Genomic DNA, 15502 nt, shown 5'->3' with positions numbered 1-15502 from the left:
GAGTTGCCTTATGTTTTTTACGCTGGAGCGATTCATACTAATCATTGTATGGGTAGTGTCAATCACTGCTCTATTTCTTGTGCCAAATCGCTGCAAACGCGAGGCTCATGCGATCTTTTTGTTTCAACAGTTTTTAACTTGGATTCTTGGGCTCATCGTTGTTCAAAATGGGTGGATCGATTACCCGATTAGGGAATTCCGGCAGAACGCAACGAGCTTTACTTTCGAATTTTTGGCGTATCCCACGGTTGCCGCATATTTGAATATTTTCTACCCCGGGAAGAAAAAATCTTGGATCCAGTTCGTCTACATGACCGCCTACCCGGCTGGAATTACAGTCACAGAGCTTTGTATTGAAAAATCAACGCAGTTGATTGATTACATTTCTTGGAATTGGTACTGGACGTTTCTAAGCACTTGGGCAACGCTCTATCTGTCAAGAGGCTTCCATGTTTGGTTTTTTCGGAAAAGTACCCGATAGAACGGGTTCGGTTCTCGTTAGGGGAGACTTGTTGGCCTTATCATATACTTAGATGATACTTGCATAGACGTGAAAAAGGAGATGCCTCCCAATAGCTTTAGGCTACTGGTGGGGACAGCTCCTTATTTGTCAAAGCGCAGTTTTACGTGTTGATGATGTACTGGTTTAATGTTGCTTTGATCAATTCCAGACGGCCGGATTGGTTGACGATGTTGCTGCTGTTTTGCAGCGCGTAAGCTTCGAGCGTCTTGAAGTTCGCTTTACCGGAAACGATGTCAGCGCCGATGCCGGATTTGAAAGAAGCGTAGCGTGTGTCGAGGATGTTCTCGAATACGCGGTCTTCGATCAGTTTACCTGCGACTTGCAAGCCGCGAGCAAAGGAGTCCATACCTGCGATGTGAGCGTAAACCACATCTACCGGCTCAAAGGACGTACGGCGAACCTTAGCGTCGAAGTTTACGCCGCCGCGGCCAATACCGCCTTCGTTGAGCAAGATTTCATACATAGCCAGCGTGGATGAATAAAGGTCAGTCGGGAATTCATCCGTGTCCCAGCCAAGCAGCATATCGCCTTGGTTGGCGTCAATGGAACCAAGCATGCCGTTGATGCGCGCTACGCGAAGCTCATGCTCGAACGTATGGCCAGCGAGTGTAGCATGGTTTGCTTCAAGGTTTAATTTGAAGTGCGGCACCAGGTCGTATTTTTGCAAGAACGAAAGCGTTGTTGCTGCATCGAAATCATATTGGTGCTTGGAAGGCTCTTTCGGTTTTGGCTCGATCAGGAACTGAGCGTCGAAGCCGATTTCTTTGGCATAATCAACGGCGAGATGCAGGAAGCGGGCAAGGTTATCCAACTCCAGGCCAAGATCCGTGTTAAGCAGAGTCTCGTAGCCTTCGCGGCCGCCCCAGAAAACGTAGTTCTCAGCGCCGAGTTCTTTGCCGTGCTCTAACGCTTTTTTTACTTGTGCTGCTGCGTAAGCAAATACGTCTGCATTGTTCGTTGTGGCTGCGCCATGCACGAAGCGCGGATTCGTGAACATGTTTGCTGTGTTCCAGAGCAATTTTTTGCCGCTGGACTTCATATTGTCTTTGATCAGGGACACGATCTCGTCGAGATTGCGGTTTGTTTCTTGCAGTGTGCTGCCTTCAGGCGCGATATCGCGATCATGGAACGCGAAGTAGTCGACATCCAGAATGTTGAGAAGCTCAAAGCAGGCTTCCACGCGGGCTTTGGCCAGATCCATGCCATCGTATTTATCCCAAGCGCGAAGCGCAGTGCCGGCGCCGAACGGATCGGAGCCATTGGCCGAGAATGAATGCCAGTAAGCGATTGCAAAGCGCAGGTGCTCGCGCATCGTTTTGCCTAGAATGACTTGATCGGGATTATAAAATTTAAATGAAAGCGGGTTCGTCGATGATTTGCCCTCGTACTTAATCGTTTGAATGTTATCAAAGTAGCTCATGCATTTAGCCTCCCAAATGAGTGATAAAGCTTATGCAGCCATCATAGCATCAAACATAAAGTTTGTAAATTCATTAAACAAACTTAGTTGGTGCATGAACAGGCTATTCATGTTAAAATCAGTTCATTCGATTGGGGCGGCGAAAAGATCTGGCCACCTGAAGCGGTGCGGCCGAAAGCGCCCAAAAGGCCGCTACAGCGACGCGCCGTAGCGGAAAGGCACCTGTTAGCGCCCCAAAAGGCGCTAACAGGTGCGAAAAGATCCGGTCGCCGCCAGCGGGACGGCCGTAAGAGCCAAAAAGGCCGCTACAGCGACGCGCCGTAGCGTGAAAGGCACCTGTAGCGCCCCAAAAGGCGCTAACAGGTGCGAAAAGATCCGGTCGCCGCCAGCGGTGCGGCCGAAAGCACCAAAAAGGCCGCTACAGCGACGCGCCGTAGCGGAAAGGCACCTGTAGCGCCCCAAAAGGCGCTAACAGGTGCGAAAAGATCCGGCCGCCGCCAGCGGGTCGGCCGAAAGCGCCAAAAAGGCCGCTACAGCGACGCGCCGTAGCGGAAAGGCACCTGTTAGCGCCCCAAAAGGCGCTAACCAAGCAAACAGAGACAAGTAGTATGGGGGCTTATGATGAAGCAAACAGGCGATTTGAACCTGGTGAAAAAGATAAATAAATCGATCGTGCTGCACCACATCCGCACGGATTCGCCGATCTCCCGCGCACGCATCGCGGAGATTACGGGGCTTACGAAGGCGACGGTGTCCAGCCTTGTAAATGAACTGATCGAGAGCTCCCTCGTCGATGAAATCGGCGCCGGGGAGTCAAGCGGCGGGCGCAAGCCGATGATGCTGCTCTTCAACGGCACAGCCGGCTACGCCATTGGCGTGGATCTCGGCGTGCACGATATTTTGGCCGTGTTGACCGATCTCACGGGCCAAGTGGTTGAAGAATACAGAGTGCAGCATGACAATGCCTCTTTAGAGCAGGTAATCGGGCTGCTGAAGGCGAGCATTCGCGAGCTGATTCACCGCGCGCCCGAGAGCGTATACGGCATTATTGGCATCGGCATCGGTGTGCCGGGCATTTGTGACGAGAACGGCAATCTGCTGTTCGCGCCGAATCTCGGGTGGGAGAACGTGCCGCTGCAGCAGCAGGTGGAAGCGGAGTTCGACATCCCGGTCGTGATCGATAACGAGGCGAACGCGGGAGCCGTCGGTGAAAAGCAATTCGGCGCCGGCAAAGACACGGCGAATCTGGTCTACGTCAGCATCGGCATCGGCATTGGTGCCGGTATTATTATTAAGGGCGAGCTGTACCGCGGCGCGACCGGCTTTTCGGGCGAGATCGGGCACATCTCGATCCAGCATGACGGGCCCAAGTGCCGCTGCGGCAGTCTGGGATGTTGGGAGCTGTATGCATCGGAGCATGCGCTGCTTGAACAAGCGCGCCGAGAACTCGGCAGCGGGGCGGTGGATCTGGAATCGCTGCTGCGCAGAGCGGATTCTGGCGACCATGACGTCATCGCGCTGTTCGAGCGGCTCGGTTATTACCTGGGTGTAGGCGTGGTGAACATCATCAACGGCTTTAACCCGGATTTCATCATTCTTGGCGGTAGGCTCGCCGGTGCGGAGAAATGGTTGATGCACCCGCTGCTTACGCTTCTGGAGAAGCGTTCCCTGCCTCATCCGCGGAAGCAGCTTAATGTCCAGTTTTCTCAGTTAACCGATCGCTCAACCGTGCTGGGCGCCTCTTCCTTTGCAATTGCCAAGTTTTTCGCATCGACAAAAGTTTCGGTAGAATAAGGAAATGGAAATACTTCCGGAAACATATTGACCTGCCAAAGGACGTTAGGTAAAATGGGAAAGACCTAGTTGTTGACTCGGCATTAAAATTAACCTGAGATGTAAAGGACGGGAACCAACGATGCTTCTGCGTTCACTGATTGTTTGTTGTTATCTGATGGCCGCTTATTGGGCATCCTATCATTTCCCATCAATGAAGATGGTGTTTTACCCGACCCTCGGGGCATTCAGTTTCTTGTTCATGCATCGCGTAGATCAAATAAAAGATTTGGGGCGAATCATTATCGGAGCGAGTATTTCCGTAACGATTGGCAGCCTCTTATATGCCCTAAGTACTGGGGTGCTTTCCTTTTTTCTTACCGCGATTGTCACGATCTCCTTAATCCAATTTTTCAAATGGAATGCGGCCCCGATTATGGCGGTATCATTTATTCCATTCTTCGCTCACCCCGTCTCCGTCTGGGCGCTGCCGACTGCTGTGTTCGTCTCCTTAGTAGGTCTGTTGCTGTCGGTGTGGTTGACTGGGAAGCTGGAGCAGTTGCCGTTGCTTACAAAATGGTCGACAGCGATGCTGCCGCTGCGGGGAAAATGGGCCACGCTGAAGAAAGAGCTGTAAGCCATAAGAGGTTTCAAACAAAAAAAGCGAAAGGCAGACAAGAGCTGCATTTCGCTTTTTTTCTAAGGAGGCTATTATGATTCTGCACAAGGGAGAGACCTTGTTCCGTCAAGGGGAATCGGGTCCGCTGTATCATTTAAATCGTGGACTGCTGAAAATTGTCCGTTTCCATGAAGATGGGAACTCCACCTTAGTGAATATTATCGTGCCGAACGAAACGATTCCGCATCATTCGCTAATTAGCCCTAATCCCTACTATGGGACGGCTGTAGCGCTCACGACTTGCGAGGTTGAGGTTCTCTCGGCCGCGGATTGGTATCGCGATTTAGAAGAAAACCCTCACAAATGCCGCATCATTGCGCTTCAGCTGCAGGACAAACTGCGGATGATGCAGCAGCGAATCGACCAATTAACGGAGGTTACGCCAGCCGAAAAATTAAAGAAGCTGCAGCGTTGGTTCCAGACGTACATTGGTCCCGCAGCCTTGACGGACGTGCTGACACAAGAAGAAATCGGTCAATTCATCGGCCTTCGCCGCGAGACCGTCAACCGACTGTTGAGGGCGCAAGCGTCTCTTTTATAATTGGCCGGCAGGTCCAAAGAATTCATAATGGCTATCCGCCGCAGGGATTCCCCAAGCGCCAAGCGCGGCATGCACGGTTTGCATGAATGGAATCGGACCGCAGAAATAGAAGGCTGCTTCTGGGGTTGGCACCACCTTCTGGAGCCAAGGCAAGTCCAAGTAACCTTCTTTATGGAAGGTTTTTTCTGTTAGATCCGTCTCTGTCGGCTTGTCGTAGCACCAATAAAAGGATACCTGCGAGTGCTGAGCGGCAATGCTCTCTACGTGTTCGCGCATAGCATGGAGATCCCCGTTTTGTGCGGCATGGATGAACGTCACTTTTCGGTTCGGATTCGTTTCTACTAGTGTGTTCAACATGCTCACCATTGGCGTTAATCCTACACCGCCGCTTATGAATACTACTGGGCGTGAATCCTGTTGATCCAACGTGAAGTCTCCGGCAGGAGCCGATAGCCAAAGGACCGTGCCTTCTTCGACTTGCTCGTGCAGATAAACAGAAACTTTGCCTGCAGGTCGAGTATCAAATCCGTCTTCCCGTTTCACAGAAATCCGATAGTAGGGCTTCCCTGGAGCGTCTGATAAGCTGTATTGACGGATATGTGTGTAGGGGTCGCCTGGCAGGTTCACCTTCACGCTGACATATTGTCCCGGCTCAAAGGATGCGATGGCATTGCCGTCCTGCGGGACGAGATAAAACGAGGTAATCACTGCGCTCTCCTGGACTTTACGCGCTACACGGAACGCTCTGAAATCGGCCCAGCCGCCCGTTTGCCCTTCCGATTGTGCATACATATCTGCCTCAACGCCTATAAAAGCGTCTGCGATGACCCCGTAGGCTTCACCCCATGCCTGTAAAATCTCGTCCGTCGCGGCATCGCCGAGAACGTCCTTGATGGCGGTAAGCAGGTTTTGCCCGACGATGGGATAATGTTCCGCTTTCACACCGAGACTGCGGTGTTTATGCGCGATCATTTTCACAACTGGCAAAATTGTCTCTAACTTGTCAATATGCAGGGCTGCGGCATAAACCGCGTTGGCCAGTGCGGCCTGTTGTCTGCCTTGTTTTTGATTCGCGTGATTGAATATATGCAGCAGCTCGGGGTGGCTTGTAAACAAGAGTTCGTAGAATCGTTTGGTTATCGCTGTACCGTGCACCTCTAGGACAGGGACGGTCGATTTGATAATGGCTATCGTTTGTTGGCTTAACATGCGTAGATCGCCTCTTTCGCTTGTACTGGTTTTAATGACCCAAGTATAACGAAAGCGTGTTCCACGCCGTGTGATCTTAATCACATCAAAAGGCAACGATCTGTGACAGCAATAATTCGGAGGCAGGACTCCCGAAGCATGAACTTGAATAATAAGGAAAGAAGATTATCCTTATGAACAGGAGCAGATCTGCCAATGCCGGACTGGTCTTATCACGCTATTTTTCGCCCGTTCTTATTTCGCTTGCCCGCTTTAATCGCACGAGACCTCACCCTCCATGCCATGGGTAGTCTTAGTCGTGTTCCCGGCGGTGTTTTCGTGATCAAAACAATGGGGCACATAGAGCTGTCCCCCATTCTTCAAACTGAGCTGGCCGGCGTGCCTATTCAGTGTCCGGTGGGCCTCAGCGGCAGTCTTGATCCGCATGGCACGGCACATAAGGCGCTCGCCCAATTAGGACTGGGCTTTATTGAGATCGGGCCGGTGACGGTGCGTGGCGTTCACACGGAGGAGCCGATCCTGCGAGATGCAGAGCAGGAAGCCATCGTCTATCCCGATGGCTATGCGAATGACGGCGTCGACGCGATCGTCAGACGCCTGAGCAAGGGCACGGGCCATGCGCTGCCGCACTTCGTGCGGCTCCGGCCCATGCCGGGAAGTACGCCGCAGGAAGCGCTGACCCAGCAGCAGGAGCTGCTGCCAAGGCTCGCGCCGTATGCGGCGGGGTACTACATCGATGGCCTCGACGAAGGCTGGCCATCGCAGGAGGCTGTGGCGTACCTCGCGGAGGTGCGCCAGCTTGCGCAGGCAGCGGCCCCGGGGAAGCCGCTGCTGGTTTATGTGCCGCAGCATTATCCACAGGAACTGCTGCGGGAGTTGGTTGAAACCGCCCAGCTGCGCAGCTGGAGCGGTGCGGTTGTCGGCGAAGCGATGCGCGAGGCGCGTGAAGACCGCCGCATCCGCGTCGGCGGTCCGGAAGCGCTCAGCGAATCGCTGAGCCGGGTTCGGCTGCTCCGCGAGACGCTGGGCGAGCGGAGCGCGATCGTCGCGGCCGGCGGCGTGAGCCAGCCGCAGGACGCACTCGAGCTGCTGGCAGCTGGCGCGACCAGCGTCCAGCTGCACAGCGGGCTGGTGTACGCGGGGCCGGGGCTGCCCAAGCGTGTGAACGAAGCGATCCTGTATGATCGCATTCGGGAGATGGAAGCGCCCGAGACACCGTCGTTCTGGGCGAATTGGGGTTGGATGAGCCTGCTCGGCATGGCCATGATGATAGGTGGCGTACTCGCCTGGCTCATTGCGGCTACGAGTGTGCTGCTGCCTTACGACGAAACGTTTCTCGGCGTGAGCCGAAGCGCCATTCAGCGGTTCAACCCGCATTTGCTGCATTTCATGTCCCATGACCGGATCACCTTGGCCGGGACGATGATCGCTATTGGCGTTTTTTATTATCAACTGGCCCGAAATGGTCTTCGGTATGGCCTTCATTGGGCGCGCACCGCTGTGCTCAGCTCCTGTGCAGTCGGCTTCAGCAGCTTTTTCTTATATCTCGGCTATGGCTATTTCGATCCGCTGCATGCGCTTGTTGCCGCGGTACTGCTGCCAATGCTGCTGCTGACGCTGCGCGGATTAAAAGATCGCCCCTCGCGCAAACCGCCCGGTTTGCTTAACGATCCGGTATGGCGCCGGGCGCAATGGGGACAATGCTGCTTCGTAGTGCTTGGCTTTGCGCTTGGCATCGGAGGGCTGACAATATCTTTGGTCGGCATTACTTCGGTGTTCGTATCTACCGATCTAACCTTTATTGGTTTGACGGCGGAGCAGTTAACTGCGTGGAATGAGCATTTGATCCCGCTGATCGCTCATGATCGCGCGGGTTTCGGAGGCGCTTTATTTTCGTTGGCTGTAGCGATTACCGCTTCTGCACTTTGGGGGGTTAACCAAGGTGAAGAGTGGGTATGGTGGACGTTTCTTCTGGGTGGATTGCCCGGCTTTGCCGCGGGTTTGCTCGTTCATGTACATATTGGCTATACGGACTTCATACATTTGTTACCTGTCTATGTGGCTATTGCTTTATTCGCCACTGGCCTCGTTCTTATGTACCCATTTCTTGTCGGGAGAGCTCGTGGAGTGACTACGACAGCTTTAACAAAGGAATCTTAACAAGTAAGGCAGGTGAGAAGAAGCTATGGAAAAAATCGCCGTCATTTCAGATATTCATGGGAATATGCCTGCATGTGAAGCGGTGCTCACGGACATTCGGGACCGCGGTATTTCCCGTATCTTTTGTCTCGGCGATCTGGTCGGGAAGGGGCCGCACTCCGATCTTGCCGTAGATCGTATCCGAGACGCGTGCGAAACAGTCATTATGGGCAACTGGGACGATTTTATTAGCAAACCGACGGATAACCCGACCTTGAATTGGCACCAGCACAGGTTGGGTTCCGGACGCATGGATTACTTGCAGAGCTTGCCTTTCTCCTGTGAGTTCTGGATGAGCGGGAAGTATGTGAGATTGTTCCACGCTTCGCCAAGAAGCGTTTATGAACGCATCCAGCCGTGGGATACGATGGAAAAACGGCTATCGATGTTCGAGCCATCCTCGTTGTGTGTAGAGGAAATGCAAGCAGCGGATATGGCAGGCTATGGCGATGTCCATAATGCCTATTTGCAGAATTTGAATGGGCGTACCTTATTTAACGTAGGGAGTGTCGGCAATCCGCTGGATATGCCGCAGGCTTCCTATGCGATTCTTGAAGGGCGTTATGACAGCCGGGAGGCCGCGGCATTGAATATCCAGTTGGTTCGAGTGCCTTACGATATTGAACTCGCGGTGCAGCAGGCCAAGGAAGAGGAGATGCCGGAACTGGAACCCTATATCATCGAGCTGCGTACGGGAACCTATCAGAGGAAGAAGCAGTAATGGTCACTTTCATCCAGACAAGCGCTCTGAAACATGCTATAATGATGAGTTAAAGATTGGATCTAAGGAGCGACTACAAACGATGAATCACACAGAACTAAAAGGGCTTCGCGCCCAGATCGATGAGATCAATCTGAAATTGCTGGAGCTTTTGAACGAAAGAGCCCGGATTGCTGAATCAATCGGGGCTTACAAACGCAGTTCGGGCATTCAAGATGTGTACGACCCAGGCCGAGAGCGTGAAATTTTCGAGTATCTTTGCAGGCACAACAAAGGTCCCTTTGACGACGAAATGATCAAAAACATTTTCAAACAAATTTTTGATGAATCCTCTGAGCTGCAGAGCCGGCAAAGGGCGTAGTAAGTAAGAAACGGCTAAAGCGCAGAATGATTTCTGCGGCTCTAGCCGTTTTTTTATTGGTATTGCAGGCTGATCGCCTAGAGACAAGTTGATATCTAATGCAGATGAACGGAACGTGGGTTCGTTATTGTTTACATGCTATGCTTGTATCCCCATTTCGCGGAACGTGAGAGCGCTATTCGTGTGAAATGAGGGAGGAATTGCTCTCAAAAGTTTGAATAGCGGATCGTCGTTCCTTTCGCCGCTGCAAATAGGACAATTTATTGAAATAGCGAACCATAGTTCCGCGAGCTGGTCGAACTCGCCGCATCCGTCCCCGCCACAAATCTCCTATTCGCGGCAGCACGTATTGCATAGGGCAGACCTTCAAACTTTTCGAATGCTGCCGACATTTAAAATTGAGCAAATTCGGTCGGAACAGTTTGTCTACACCGATTTATGCACCAATCATATTACGGCACTACTTTCGTCTCCCCACATACAACAAATGCGAAGACACGCCCAGAATCGAGGGATCCGCGGCATTTTCAATCAACAACTGGATCAACTTCGCATACTCCTCTTCGCCCTGCTCTGCCCAATATTGCTTCTGCTCGCTTGTCAGTACGGCACCCAAATTGGATGAACCAATCAGGTTTATCGTTTCAAAGCCGTTACGTTCCATAAAAGGTTTAATTTCATCCATATGAAAATAATAAGCGCCGGTGAACCGACCTGCGTCACTGTGATTAAATATCCCTGTTTCTTGAAAATGATGAATAGCTTCAATCGAATTATTCGGCTTCCAGGCTTGTGGGAATTGCAATGAGGTTAGCAGCATGCGCATGCGGGATTGAAAAGCGACAAAAACAACACCGTCTTTTTTCGTCACGCGAAATAATTCTTTGACTGCGGCTGTCCGTTCTTCATCTTTTTGCAGATGATACAAAGGACCTAACATTAGTGAAGCGTCATAGCGTTCATCGGGGATTCCCTCCAAAAGGGCCGCATGTCTAACATAGAAGCCATCGAACTGATCCAATACGCCGAACTCTTGCGCTTTTTCCTTGGCCATATGGACCAATTTCGGTGTTAGATCAGAAAGGGTCACCCGGTAGCCTTGTTTGGCTAAAGCAATGGCATACTTACCTGGCCCGGCGCCATTATCCAGCACATGGCCGGCTGTGGGTAAATATTGCTTCATGAAGTGCCAATTAACGGTGAATTCTAGCGGTTCCCGATCTAACCTTCCCCACTCATCGAAGCTGGAATAATACGCAATCACTTTGTCCATCGTTACCACCTGCCTTTATTTTTGTGAAAAAGAAAAAACACCTATTGCCTCTAAAGAGGCGACAGGTGTTGGCCTTCGCGGTACCACTCTTCTTGTTTCTCAGAACCCGATCACGGAGGTTAACCGTTCTAATCTAGGATCTTTCGACCTTCGACCTGACCGCTCCAGGGTGAGTTGGGGAGGCTATCCACTGTCTCGCACCTACCGACAGCTCTCTGAACAATAGCAATTCCTTACTAATCCCATTCATCGCGTTTGCGTATAAGTTAAATGCAGTATAAAATTTCCTTATTATTCCTGTCAACATTCAATTTCAAGGGTTAATTGTAAGCCTGGCGGACATTCGGGAACTGCCATTTACCTGATCTTCACCTGTTCTCTGGATTGAGCCCGAGGTCCTTTTAGGTTATGATGATAGACGGTGCCTTGTGTATCGATTTTATTGGCGAGGACACTCCTAAAATTAAAGGATAAAGCGAGATGGATGAGATGAACGCAAAAGATTTACACTATACAATGCCAGCAGAATGGACGACACACGAGCGTACTTTCGTATCCTGGCCAGTCCAAGCCTCTATGGTCTATCCCGAAGATCATGCGGTAGTAACGCAAGGATACGCAAATTTGGTAAAGGCAATCGCTGAATTCGAGCCTGTCACTGTCATTGTGAACAAGGCCGATGCGGAGCAAGTAAAATCTCTGTTCGAGGAGACGAACATTGAGTTTCTGACGATCGATCATAATGATGCTTGGTTTAGAGACAACGGCCCGACATTCGTTCTGAATGCACAGCAAGAAATTGCCGGAGTTAATTGGAAGTTTAATGCATGGGGAGGCAAATACGCCCCTTGGAATCTAGATGATGAAGTAGCTCCGCAAGTGCTGGAGCACTATGGCGTTAAGCGTTTCGACGCGCCGCTCGTTATGGAAGGCGGTTCCATTCATGTAGATGGAGAAGGCACGCTGCTGACGACAGAGGAATGCCTCTTGAATACGAACCGTAACCCTGAGCTCAGCCGCGAACAAATCGAGGCGCATGTGAAAAATTTCGTCAACGTCGAGAAAATCATTTGGCTGAAAAACGGTTTGGACGGCGATGAAACGGATGGGCATGTGGATAATATCGCTTGTTTCGCTGCTCCTGGCCAAATTATTATGCAGGTGTGTAACGACCCGGCTGATGAGAACTATGCGATTACACAGGAGAATTTGGCGATTTTGCGGAGCGCGACGGATGCCAGAGGAAGAGCTTTTGAAATTGTTGAGATCGAGCAGCCTCCGAAAACGTTCTTTGAAGATCAGCGGCTGACGCTCAGCTATCTGAACTTCTATTTCGTAAACGGCGGGATTATCCTGCCGGTGTTCGGCGGTACGGCGGAAGAAACGGATCGCAAGGCCGAGCAGGTGCTGAGCACTGTGTTCCCTGATCGCAGAATCCGCAAGATTGACGGGATGTCCATTATCAAAGAGGGCGGCAACGTCCACTGTACGACCCAACAGATGCCAGCGAGTTTAAGAGCTTAAGCATAGCAGGCTGCCCTGCGAGCTAGGCGCGGAAAGATAGCCAGTAGCGCCCTTTTCGGGCGCAACAGCGGCGCTGAAGCGCAAGCGCCCGCCTGAAAGGGCCCAAAAGGGCCTAACAGGCGATGAATCCGCGCGTTAGGCGCAGAGCGATGGCCTGTAACGCCCTTTTTGGGCGTAACAGCTAGCGCTGAAGCGCCTGCGTCCGCCTGAAAGGGCCAAAAAGGGCCTAACAGGCGATGAACCCGCGAGCTAGGCGCGGAGTGATGGCCTGTAACGCCCTTTTCGGGCGTAACAGCGGCGCTGAAGAGCAAGCGCCCGCCTGAAAGAAAGGGCTAAAAAGGGCCTAACAGGCGATGAACCCGCGCATTAGGCGCGGAGTGATAGCCTGTAACGGCCTTTTCGGGCGTAACAGCAGCGCTGAAGCGCAAGCGCCCGCCTGAAAGGGCCCAAAAGGGCCTAACAGGCGATGAACCCGCGCGTTAGGCGCGGAAAGATAGCCTGTAACGCCCTTTTCGGGCGTAACCAGCGGCGCTGAAGCGCAAGCGCCCGGCTGAAAGGGCCAAAAAGGGCCTAACAGGCGATGAACCCGCGAGCTAGACGCGGAAAGATAGCCTGTAACGCCCTTTTCGGGCGTAACAGCGGCGCCGAAGCGCAAGCGCCCGCCTGAAAGGGCCAAAAAGGGCCTAACAGGCGATGAACCCGCGCGTTAGGCGCGGAGTGATGGCCTGTAACGGCCTTTTCGGGCGTAACAGCGGCGCCGAAGCGCAAATGCCCGCCTGAAAGGGCCAAAAAGGGCCTAACAGGCGATGAACCCGCGCGTTAGGCGCGGAGTGATGGCCTGTAACGGCCTTTTCGGGCGTAACAGCGGCGCCGAAGCGCAAATGCCCGCCTGAAAGGGCCAAAAAGGGCCTAACAGGCGATGAACCCGCGCGTTAGGCGCGGAGTGATGGCCTGTAACGGCCTTTTCGGGCGTAACAGCGGCGCCGAAGCGCAAATGCCCGCCTGAAAGGGCCAAAAAGGGCCTAACAGGCGATGAACCCGCGCGTTAGGCGCGGAGTGATAGCCAGTAACGGCCTTTTCGGGCGTAACAGCTGCGGTTGAAGCGCCTGCGCCCGGCCGAAAGGGCCAAAAAGGGCCTAACAGGCGATGAACCCGCGAGCTAGACGCGGAAAGATAGCCTGTAACGCCCTTTTCGGGCGTAACAGCAGCGCCGAAGCGCAAGCGCCCGCCTGAAAGGGCCAAAAAGGGCCTAAAACAGGCGATGAACCCGCGCGTTAGGCGCGGAGTGATGGCCTGTAACGCCCTTTTCGGGCGTAACAGCGGCGCCGAAGAGCAAGCGCCCGCCTGAAAGGGCTGCTTTACCACCAAAATGTCGATGAGGTGAATTGCATTGAGAAAAGTGAAAGTGGCAGCAACGCAAATGAGCTGCTCAACCAATATCGAAGAAAATATTAGTAAAGCCGAAGCGTTGGTTCGCCAAGCGGCTGCGCAGGGCGCTCAAATTATTTTGATTCAGGAGCTGTTCGAGACGCCTTACTTCTGCCAGAAGGAGAAGTCGGATTACTATCACTACGCGACGGAACTGGAGCATAACAAAGCGATCAATCATTTCCGTGAAATCGCCAAAGAGCTTCAAGTCGTGCTGCCGATCAGTTTTTACGAGAAAAAGAACTATGCGCGCTATAATTCGTTAGCTGTCATTGATGCCGACGGAGAAGTGCTTGGCTTGTATCGCAAAAGCCACATCCCGGACGGTCCTGGATATGAGGAGAAGTTTTATTTCAATCCCGGAGACACCGGATTCAAAGTGTGGAAGACGCGTTACGCCAAGATCGGCGTAGGCGTCTGCTGGGACCAATGGTATCCGGAAGCGGCCAGATGCATGGCGTTGATGGGGGCGGAGCTGCTGTTCTATCCAACGGCCATCGGATCAGAGCCGCAGGACGGCTCAATCGACTCGAAGGATCACTGGCAAATGTGCATGCTCGGGCACGCCGCGGCAAACTTAATGCCTGTCATCGCGTCGAACCGCGTAGGTACGGAGATAGATGAAGATTCCCGCATCGATTTCTACGGTTCATCATTTATCGCGGGTCCGCAGGGCAACAAGATTGCCGAGGCCGGACGTTCCGAAGAAACGACGCTCGTTGCCGAATTCGACCTCGATCAGCTGGAGGTTCAGCGCATCGAGTGGGGGATTTTCCGCGACCGTCGTCCCGATCTATACAAAAGAATTGCCACCTACGACGGTGATTTGGTGCTATAGGAAACATATGTAAAAAGGTAGGCTGCCCTTATTGAGGTAACCTGCCTTTTTCACTAATTTGGAAGGGAAGGAATTGATACATATGCTGATTCCTCTACTGAAGGGTCTTTTGATGGGGATAACCATAGCCGCGCCGGTAGGCCCTATTGGTGTTCTTTGTATAAGAAGAACGATTGCCTTTGGCAGGCTTCATGGCTTTCTATCGGGATTGGGTGCAGCGACAGCGGATGCTTTTTATGGCGTTATAGCAGGGTTTGGGTTAACGTTAATTTCCAACTTTCTTCTGGATCAGAAGCTGCTGCTTCAGGCCGTAGGCGGATTGTTCCTATGTTACCTGGGAGTCCAAACCTATCGCTCCAAACCGGCTGCTGATCCTGCCAAAGCTAACGAAGAATCTCGCTTCAAATCCTACGTTTCAACCTTCATGCTTACGATCACGAATCCGATGACGATTATGTCTTTCCTTGGTGTCTTTGCAGGGTTAGGCATGGGGAACGCGCAAGGAAATGTCGGCGCTTCTGTGGCTTTGGTCATTGGCGTGTTCTTGGGTTCTGCTCTTTGGTGGCTTGCACTTAGTTTGACTGTAGGCATTTTTAGAGATCGCCTGAAGGTCTCAACTTTTAGATGGATAAACCGAATCTCGGGTGTTATTGTTCTTATTTTTGGCGTTGTCTCGTTGCTTGGACTGCTTGCAGCCTTTGAAAATAAAGAGAACGTCAGCAAGGAAGTCGAAGCCGATCTACAGATCATCATGACGGATCAGAAATCCTCGTTATCAAGCAACCCAGGCACTTACATCGAAAATAACAAGAAGTCCTACAATCGTATCGTCAGCCATGGACAAGAGGCATTCGAGTATTTAACGAAAGAGCTTAAAGCGAGCGACAATGACGGACTTAAGGAATGGATCATGGCCAAAGCTTGCGAGGACATCCGGAATGGGAACAACCAGGAAATACAGTGGGAAACCGGTAAGCAGTGGCTCGCCAAATATGAACTGGCGAAGTAAGGAG

The 15502-nt window shown here is 52.2% G+C and carries 13 protein-coding genes; 10 read left to right on the top strand and 3 right to left on the bottom strand.

What is annotated here, in order from left to right:
- The first annotated feature begins 10 nt into the window (after positions 1-10).
- Positions 11-481: a CBO0543 family protein gene (locus tag ABRS97_RS18235; protein ID WP_367816252.1), complete on the top strand. Its 471-nt coding sequence runs from the start codon at positions 11-13 to the stop codon at positions 479-481.
- Between the two features lie 142 nt (positions 482-623).
- Here ABRS97_RS18235 and xylA read toward each other — a convergent pair whose 3' ends face one another.
- On the bottom strand, positions 624-1943 hold the full coding sequence (gene xylA / locus ABRS97_RS18230; protein WP_367816250.1) for a xylose isomerase: 1320 nt from the start codon (positions 1941-1943) through the stop codon (positions 624-626).
- A 618-nt stretch (positions 1944-2561) separates the two neighbouring features.
- Here xylA and ABRS97_RS18225 point away from each other — a divergent pair.
- The 3 genes from ABRS97_RS18225 (at position 2562) to ABRS97_RS18215 (ending at position 4936) form a co-directional block, all read left to right on the top strand.
- Positions 2562-3737, top strand: coding sequence for an ROK family protein (locus ABRS97_RS18225; protein WP_367816248.1), 1176 nt, complete (start codon positions 2562-2564; stop codon positions 3735-3737).
- Between the two features lie 121 nt (positions 3738-3858).
- Positions 3859-4353 (top strand): hypothetical protein, encoded by a 495-nt coding sequence (locus ABRS97_RS18220; protein WP_367816246.1) that lies wholly within the window; start codon positions 3859-3861, stop codon positions 4351-4353.
- Between the two features lie 76 nt (positions 4354-4429).
- Positions 4430-4936: a Crp/Fnr family transcriptional regulator gene (locus ABRS97_RS18215; protein ID WP_367816244.1), complete on the top strand. Its 507-nt coding sequence runs from the start codon at positions 4430-4432 to the stop codon at positions 4934-4936.
- Here the strand turns inward: ABRS97_RS18215 and hmpA are convergent.
- Positions 4931-6145 carry an NO-inducible flavohemoprotein gene (gene hmpA / locus ABRS97_RS18210; RefSeq protein ID WP_367816242.1) on the bottom strand — a complete coding sequence of 405 codons (1215 nt, stop codon included), beginning with the start codon at positions 6143-6145 and terminating at the stop codon, positions 4931-4933. The two genes, ABRS97_RS18215 and hmpA, sit on opposite strands and share 6 nt — an antisense overlap.
- Before the next feature lie 648 nt (positions 6146-6793).
- Between hmpA and ABRS97_RS18205 the strand changes: the two genes are divergently transcribed.
- The 3 genes from ABRS97_RS18205 to ABRS97_RS18195 all read left to right on the top strand — a co-directional run bounded on the left by ABRS97_RS18205 (position 6794) and on the right by ABRS97_RS18195 (position 9426).
- Positions 6794-8305, top strand: a complete 1512-nt coding sequence (locus ABRS97_RS18205) for a dihydroorotate dehydrogenase (RefSeq protein ID WP_367816241.1) — start codon at positions 6794-6796, stop codon at positions 8303-8305.
- Between the two features lie 25 nt (positions 8306-8330).
- Entirely contained in the window at positions 8331-9065 is a 735-nt protein-coding gene (locus tag ABRS97_RS18200) for a metallophosphoesterase family protein (RefSeq protein WP_367816239.1), read from the top strand.
- Positions 9066-9147: 82 nt separating this feature from the next.
- On the top strand, positions 9148-9426 hold the full coding sequence (locus tag ABRS97_RS18195) for a chorismate mutase (protein WP_367816237.1): 279 nt from the start codon (positions 9148-9150) through the stop codon (positions 9424-9426).
- Between the two features lie 460 nt (positions 9427-9886).
- Here the strand turns inward: ABRS97_RS18195 and ABRS97_RS18190 are convergent, their stop codons facing one another.
- Positions 9887-10699, bottom strand: coding sequence for a class I SAM-dependent methyltransferase (locus tag ABRS97_RS18190; RefSeq protein WP_367816235.1), 813 nt, complete (start codon positions 10697-10699; stop codon positions 9887-9889).
- A 489-nt stretch (positions 10700-11188) separates the two neighbouring features.
- Here ABRS97_RS18190 and ABRS97_RS18185 point away from each other — a divergent pair, with 489 nt between their 5' ends.
- The 3 genes from ABRS97_RS18185 to ABRS97_RS18175 all read left to right on the top strand — a co-directional run bounded on the left by ABRS97_RS18185 (position 11189) and on the right by ABRS97_RS18175 (position 15498).
- On the top strand, positions 11189-12223 hold the full coding sequence (locus ABRS97_RS18185; RefSeq protein WP_367816364.1) for an agmatine deiminase family protein: 1035 nt from the start codon (positions 11189-11191) through the stop codon (positions 12221-12223).
- A gap of 1390 nt (positions 12224-13613) precedes the next feature.
- Positions 13614-14489, top strand: a complete 876-nt coding sequence (aguB, locus tag ABRS97_RS18180; protein ID WP_367816233.1) for an N-carbamoylputrescine amidase — start codon at positions 13614-13616, stop codon at positions 14487-14489.
- A gap of 82 nt (positions 14490-14571) precedes the next feature.
- On the top strand, positions 14572-15498 hold the full coding sequence (locus ABRS97_RS18175) for a LysE family translocator (RefSeq protein WP_367859123.1): 927 nt from the start codon (positions 14572-14574) through the stop codon (positions 15496-15498).
- Positions 15499-15502 lie beyond the last annotated feature (4 nt).

Source organism: Paenibacillus tabacirhizosphaerae, assembly GCF_040812395.1.
Taxonomy (GTDB): Bacteria; Bacillota; Bacilli; order Paenibacillales; family NBRC-103111; genus Paenibacillus_E.
The sequence above is the reverse complement of the archived record's forward strand: the minus strand, read 5'-3'. Positions and strand labels throughout refer to the sequence as shown.

Excerpts from the sequence above, each read along its gene's own strand:
- ABRS97_RS18235 (WP_367816252.1), top strand. The coding sequence starts at position 11 with ATGTTTTTTACGCTGGAGCGATTCATACTAATCATTGTATGGGTAGTG.
- xylA (WP_367816250.1), bottom strand. The coding sequence starts at position 1,943 with ATGAGCTACTTTGATAACATTCAAACGATTAAGTACGAGGGCAAATCA.
- ABRS97_RS18225 (WP_367816248.1), top strand. The coding sequence starts at position 2,562 with ATGATGAAGCAAACAGGCGATTTGAACCTGGTGAAAAAGATAAATAAA.
- ABRS97_RS18220 (WP_367816246.1), top strand. The coding sequence starts at position 3,859 with ATGCTTCTGCGTTCACTGATTGTTTGTTGTTATCTGATGGCCGCTTAT.
- ABRS97_RS18215 (WP_367816244.1), top strand. The coding sequence starts at position 4,430 with ATGATTCTGCACAAGGGAGAGACCTTGTTCCGTCAAGGGGAATCGGGT.
- hmpA (WP_367816242.1), bottom strand. The coding sequence starts at position 6,145 with ATGTTAAGCCAACAAACGATAGCCATTATCAAATCGACCGTCCCTGTC.
- ABRS97_RS18205 (WP_367816241.1), top strand. The coding sequence starts at position 6,794 with ATGCCGGGAAGTACGCCGCAGGAAGCGCTGACCCAGCAGCAGGAGCTG.
- ABRS97_RS18200 (WP_367816239.1), top strand. The coding sequence starts at position 8,331 with ATGGAAAAAATCGCCGTCATTTCAGATATTCATGGGAATATGCCTGCA.
- ABRS97_RS18195 (WP_367816237.1), top strand. The coding sequence starts at position 9,148 with ATGAATCACACAGAACTAAAAGGGCTTCGCGCCCAGATCGATGAGATC.
- ABRS97_RS18190 (WP_367816235.1), bottom strand. The coding sequence starts at position 10,699 with ATGGACAAAGTGATTGCGTATTATTCCAGCTTCGATGAGTGGGGAAGG.
- ABRS97_RS18185 (WP_367816364.1), top strand. The coding sequence starts at position 11,189 with ATGAACGCAAAAGATTTACACTATACAATGCCAGCAGAATGGACGACA.
- ABRS97_RS18175 (WP_367859123.1), top strand. The coding sequence starts at position 14,572 with ATGCTGATTCCTCTACTGAAGGGTCTTTTGATGGGGATAACCATAGCC.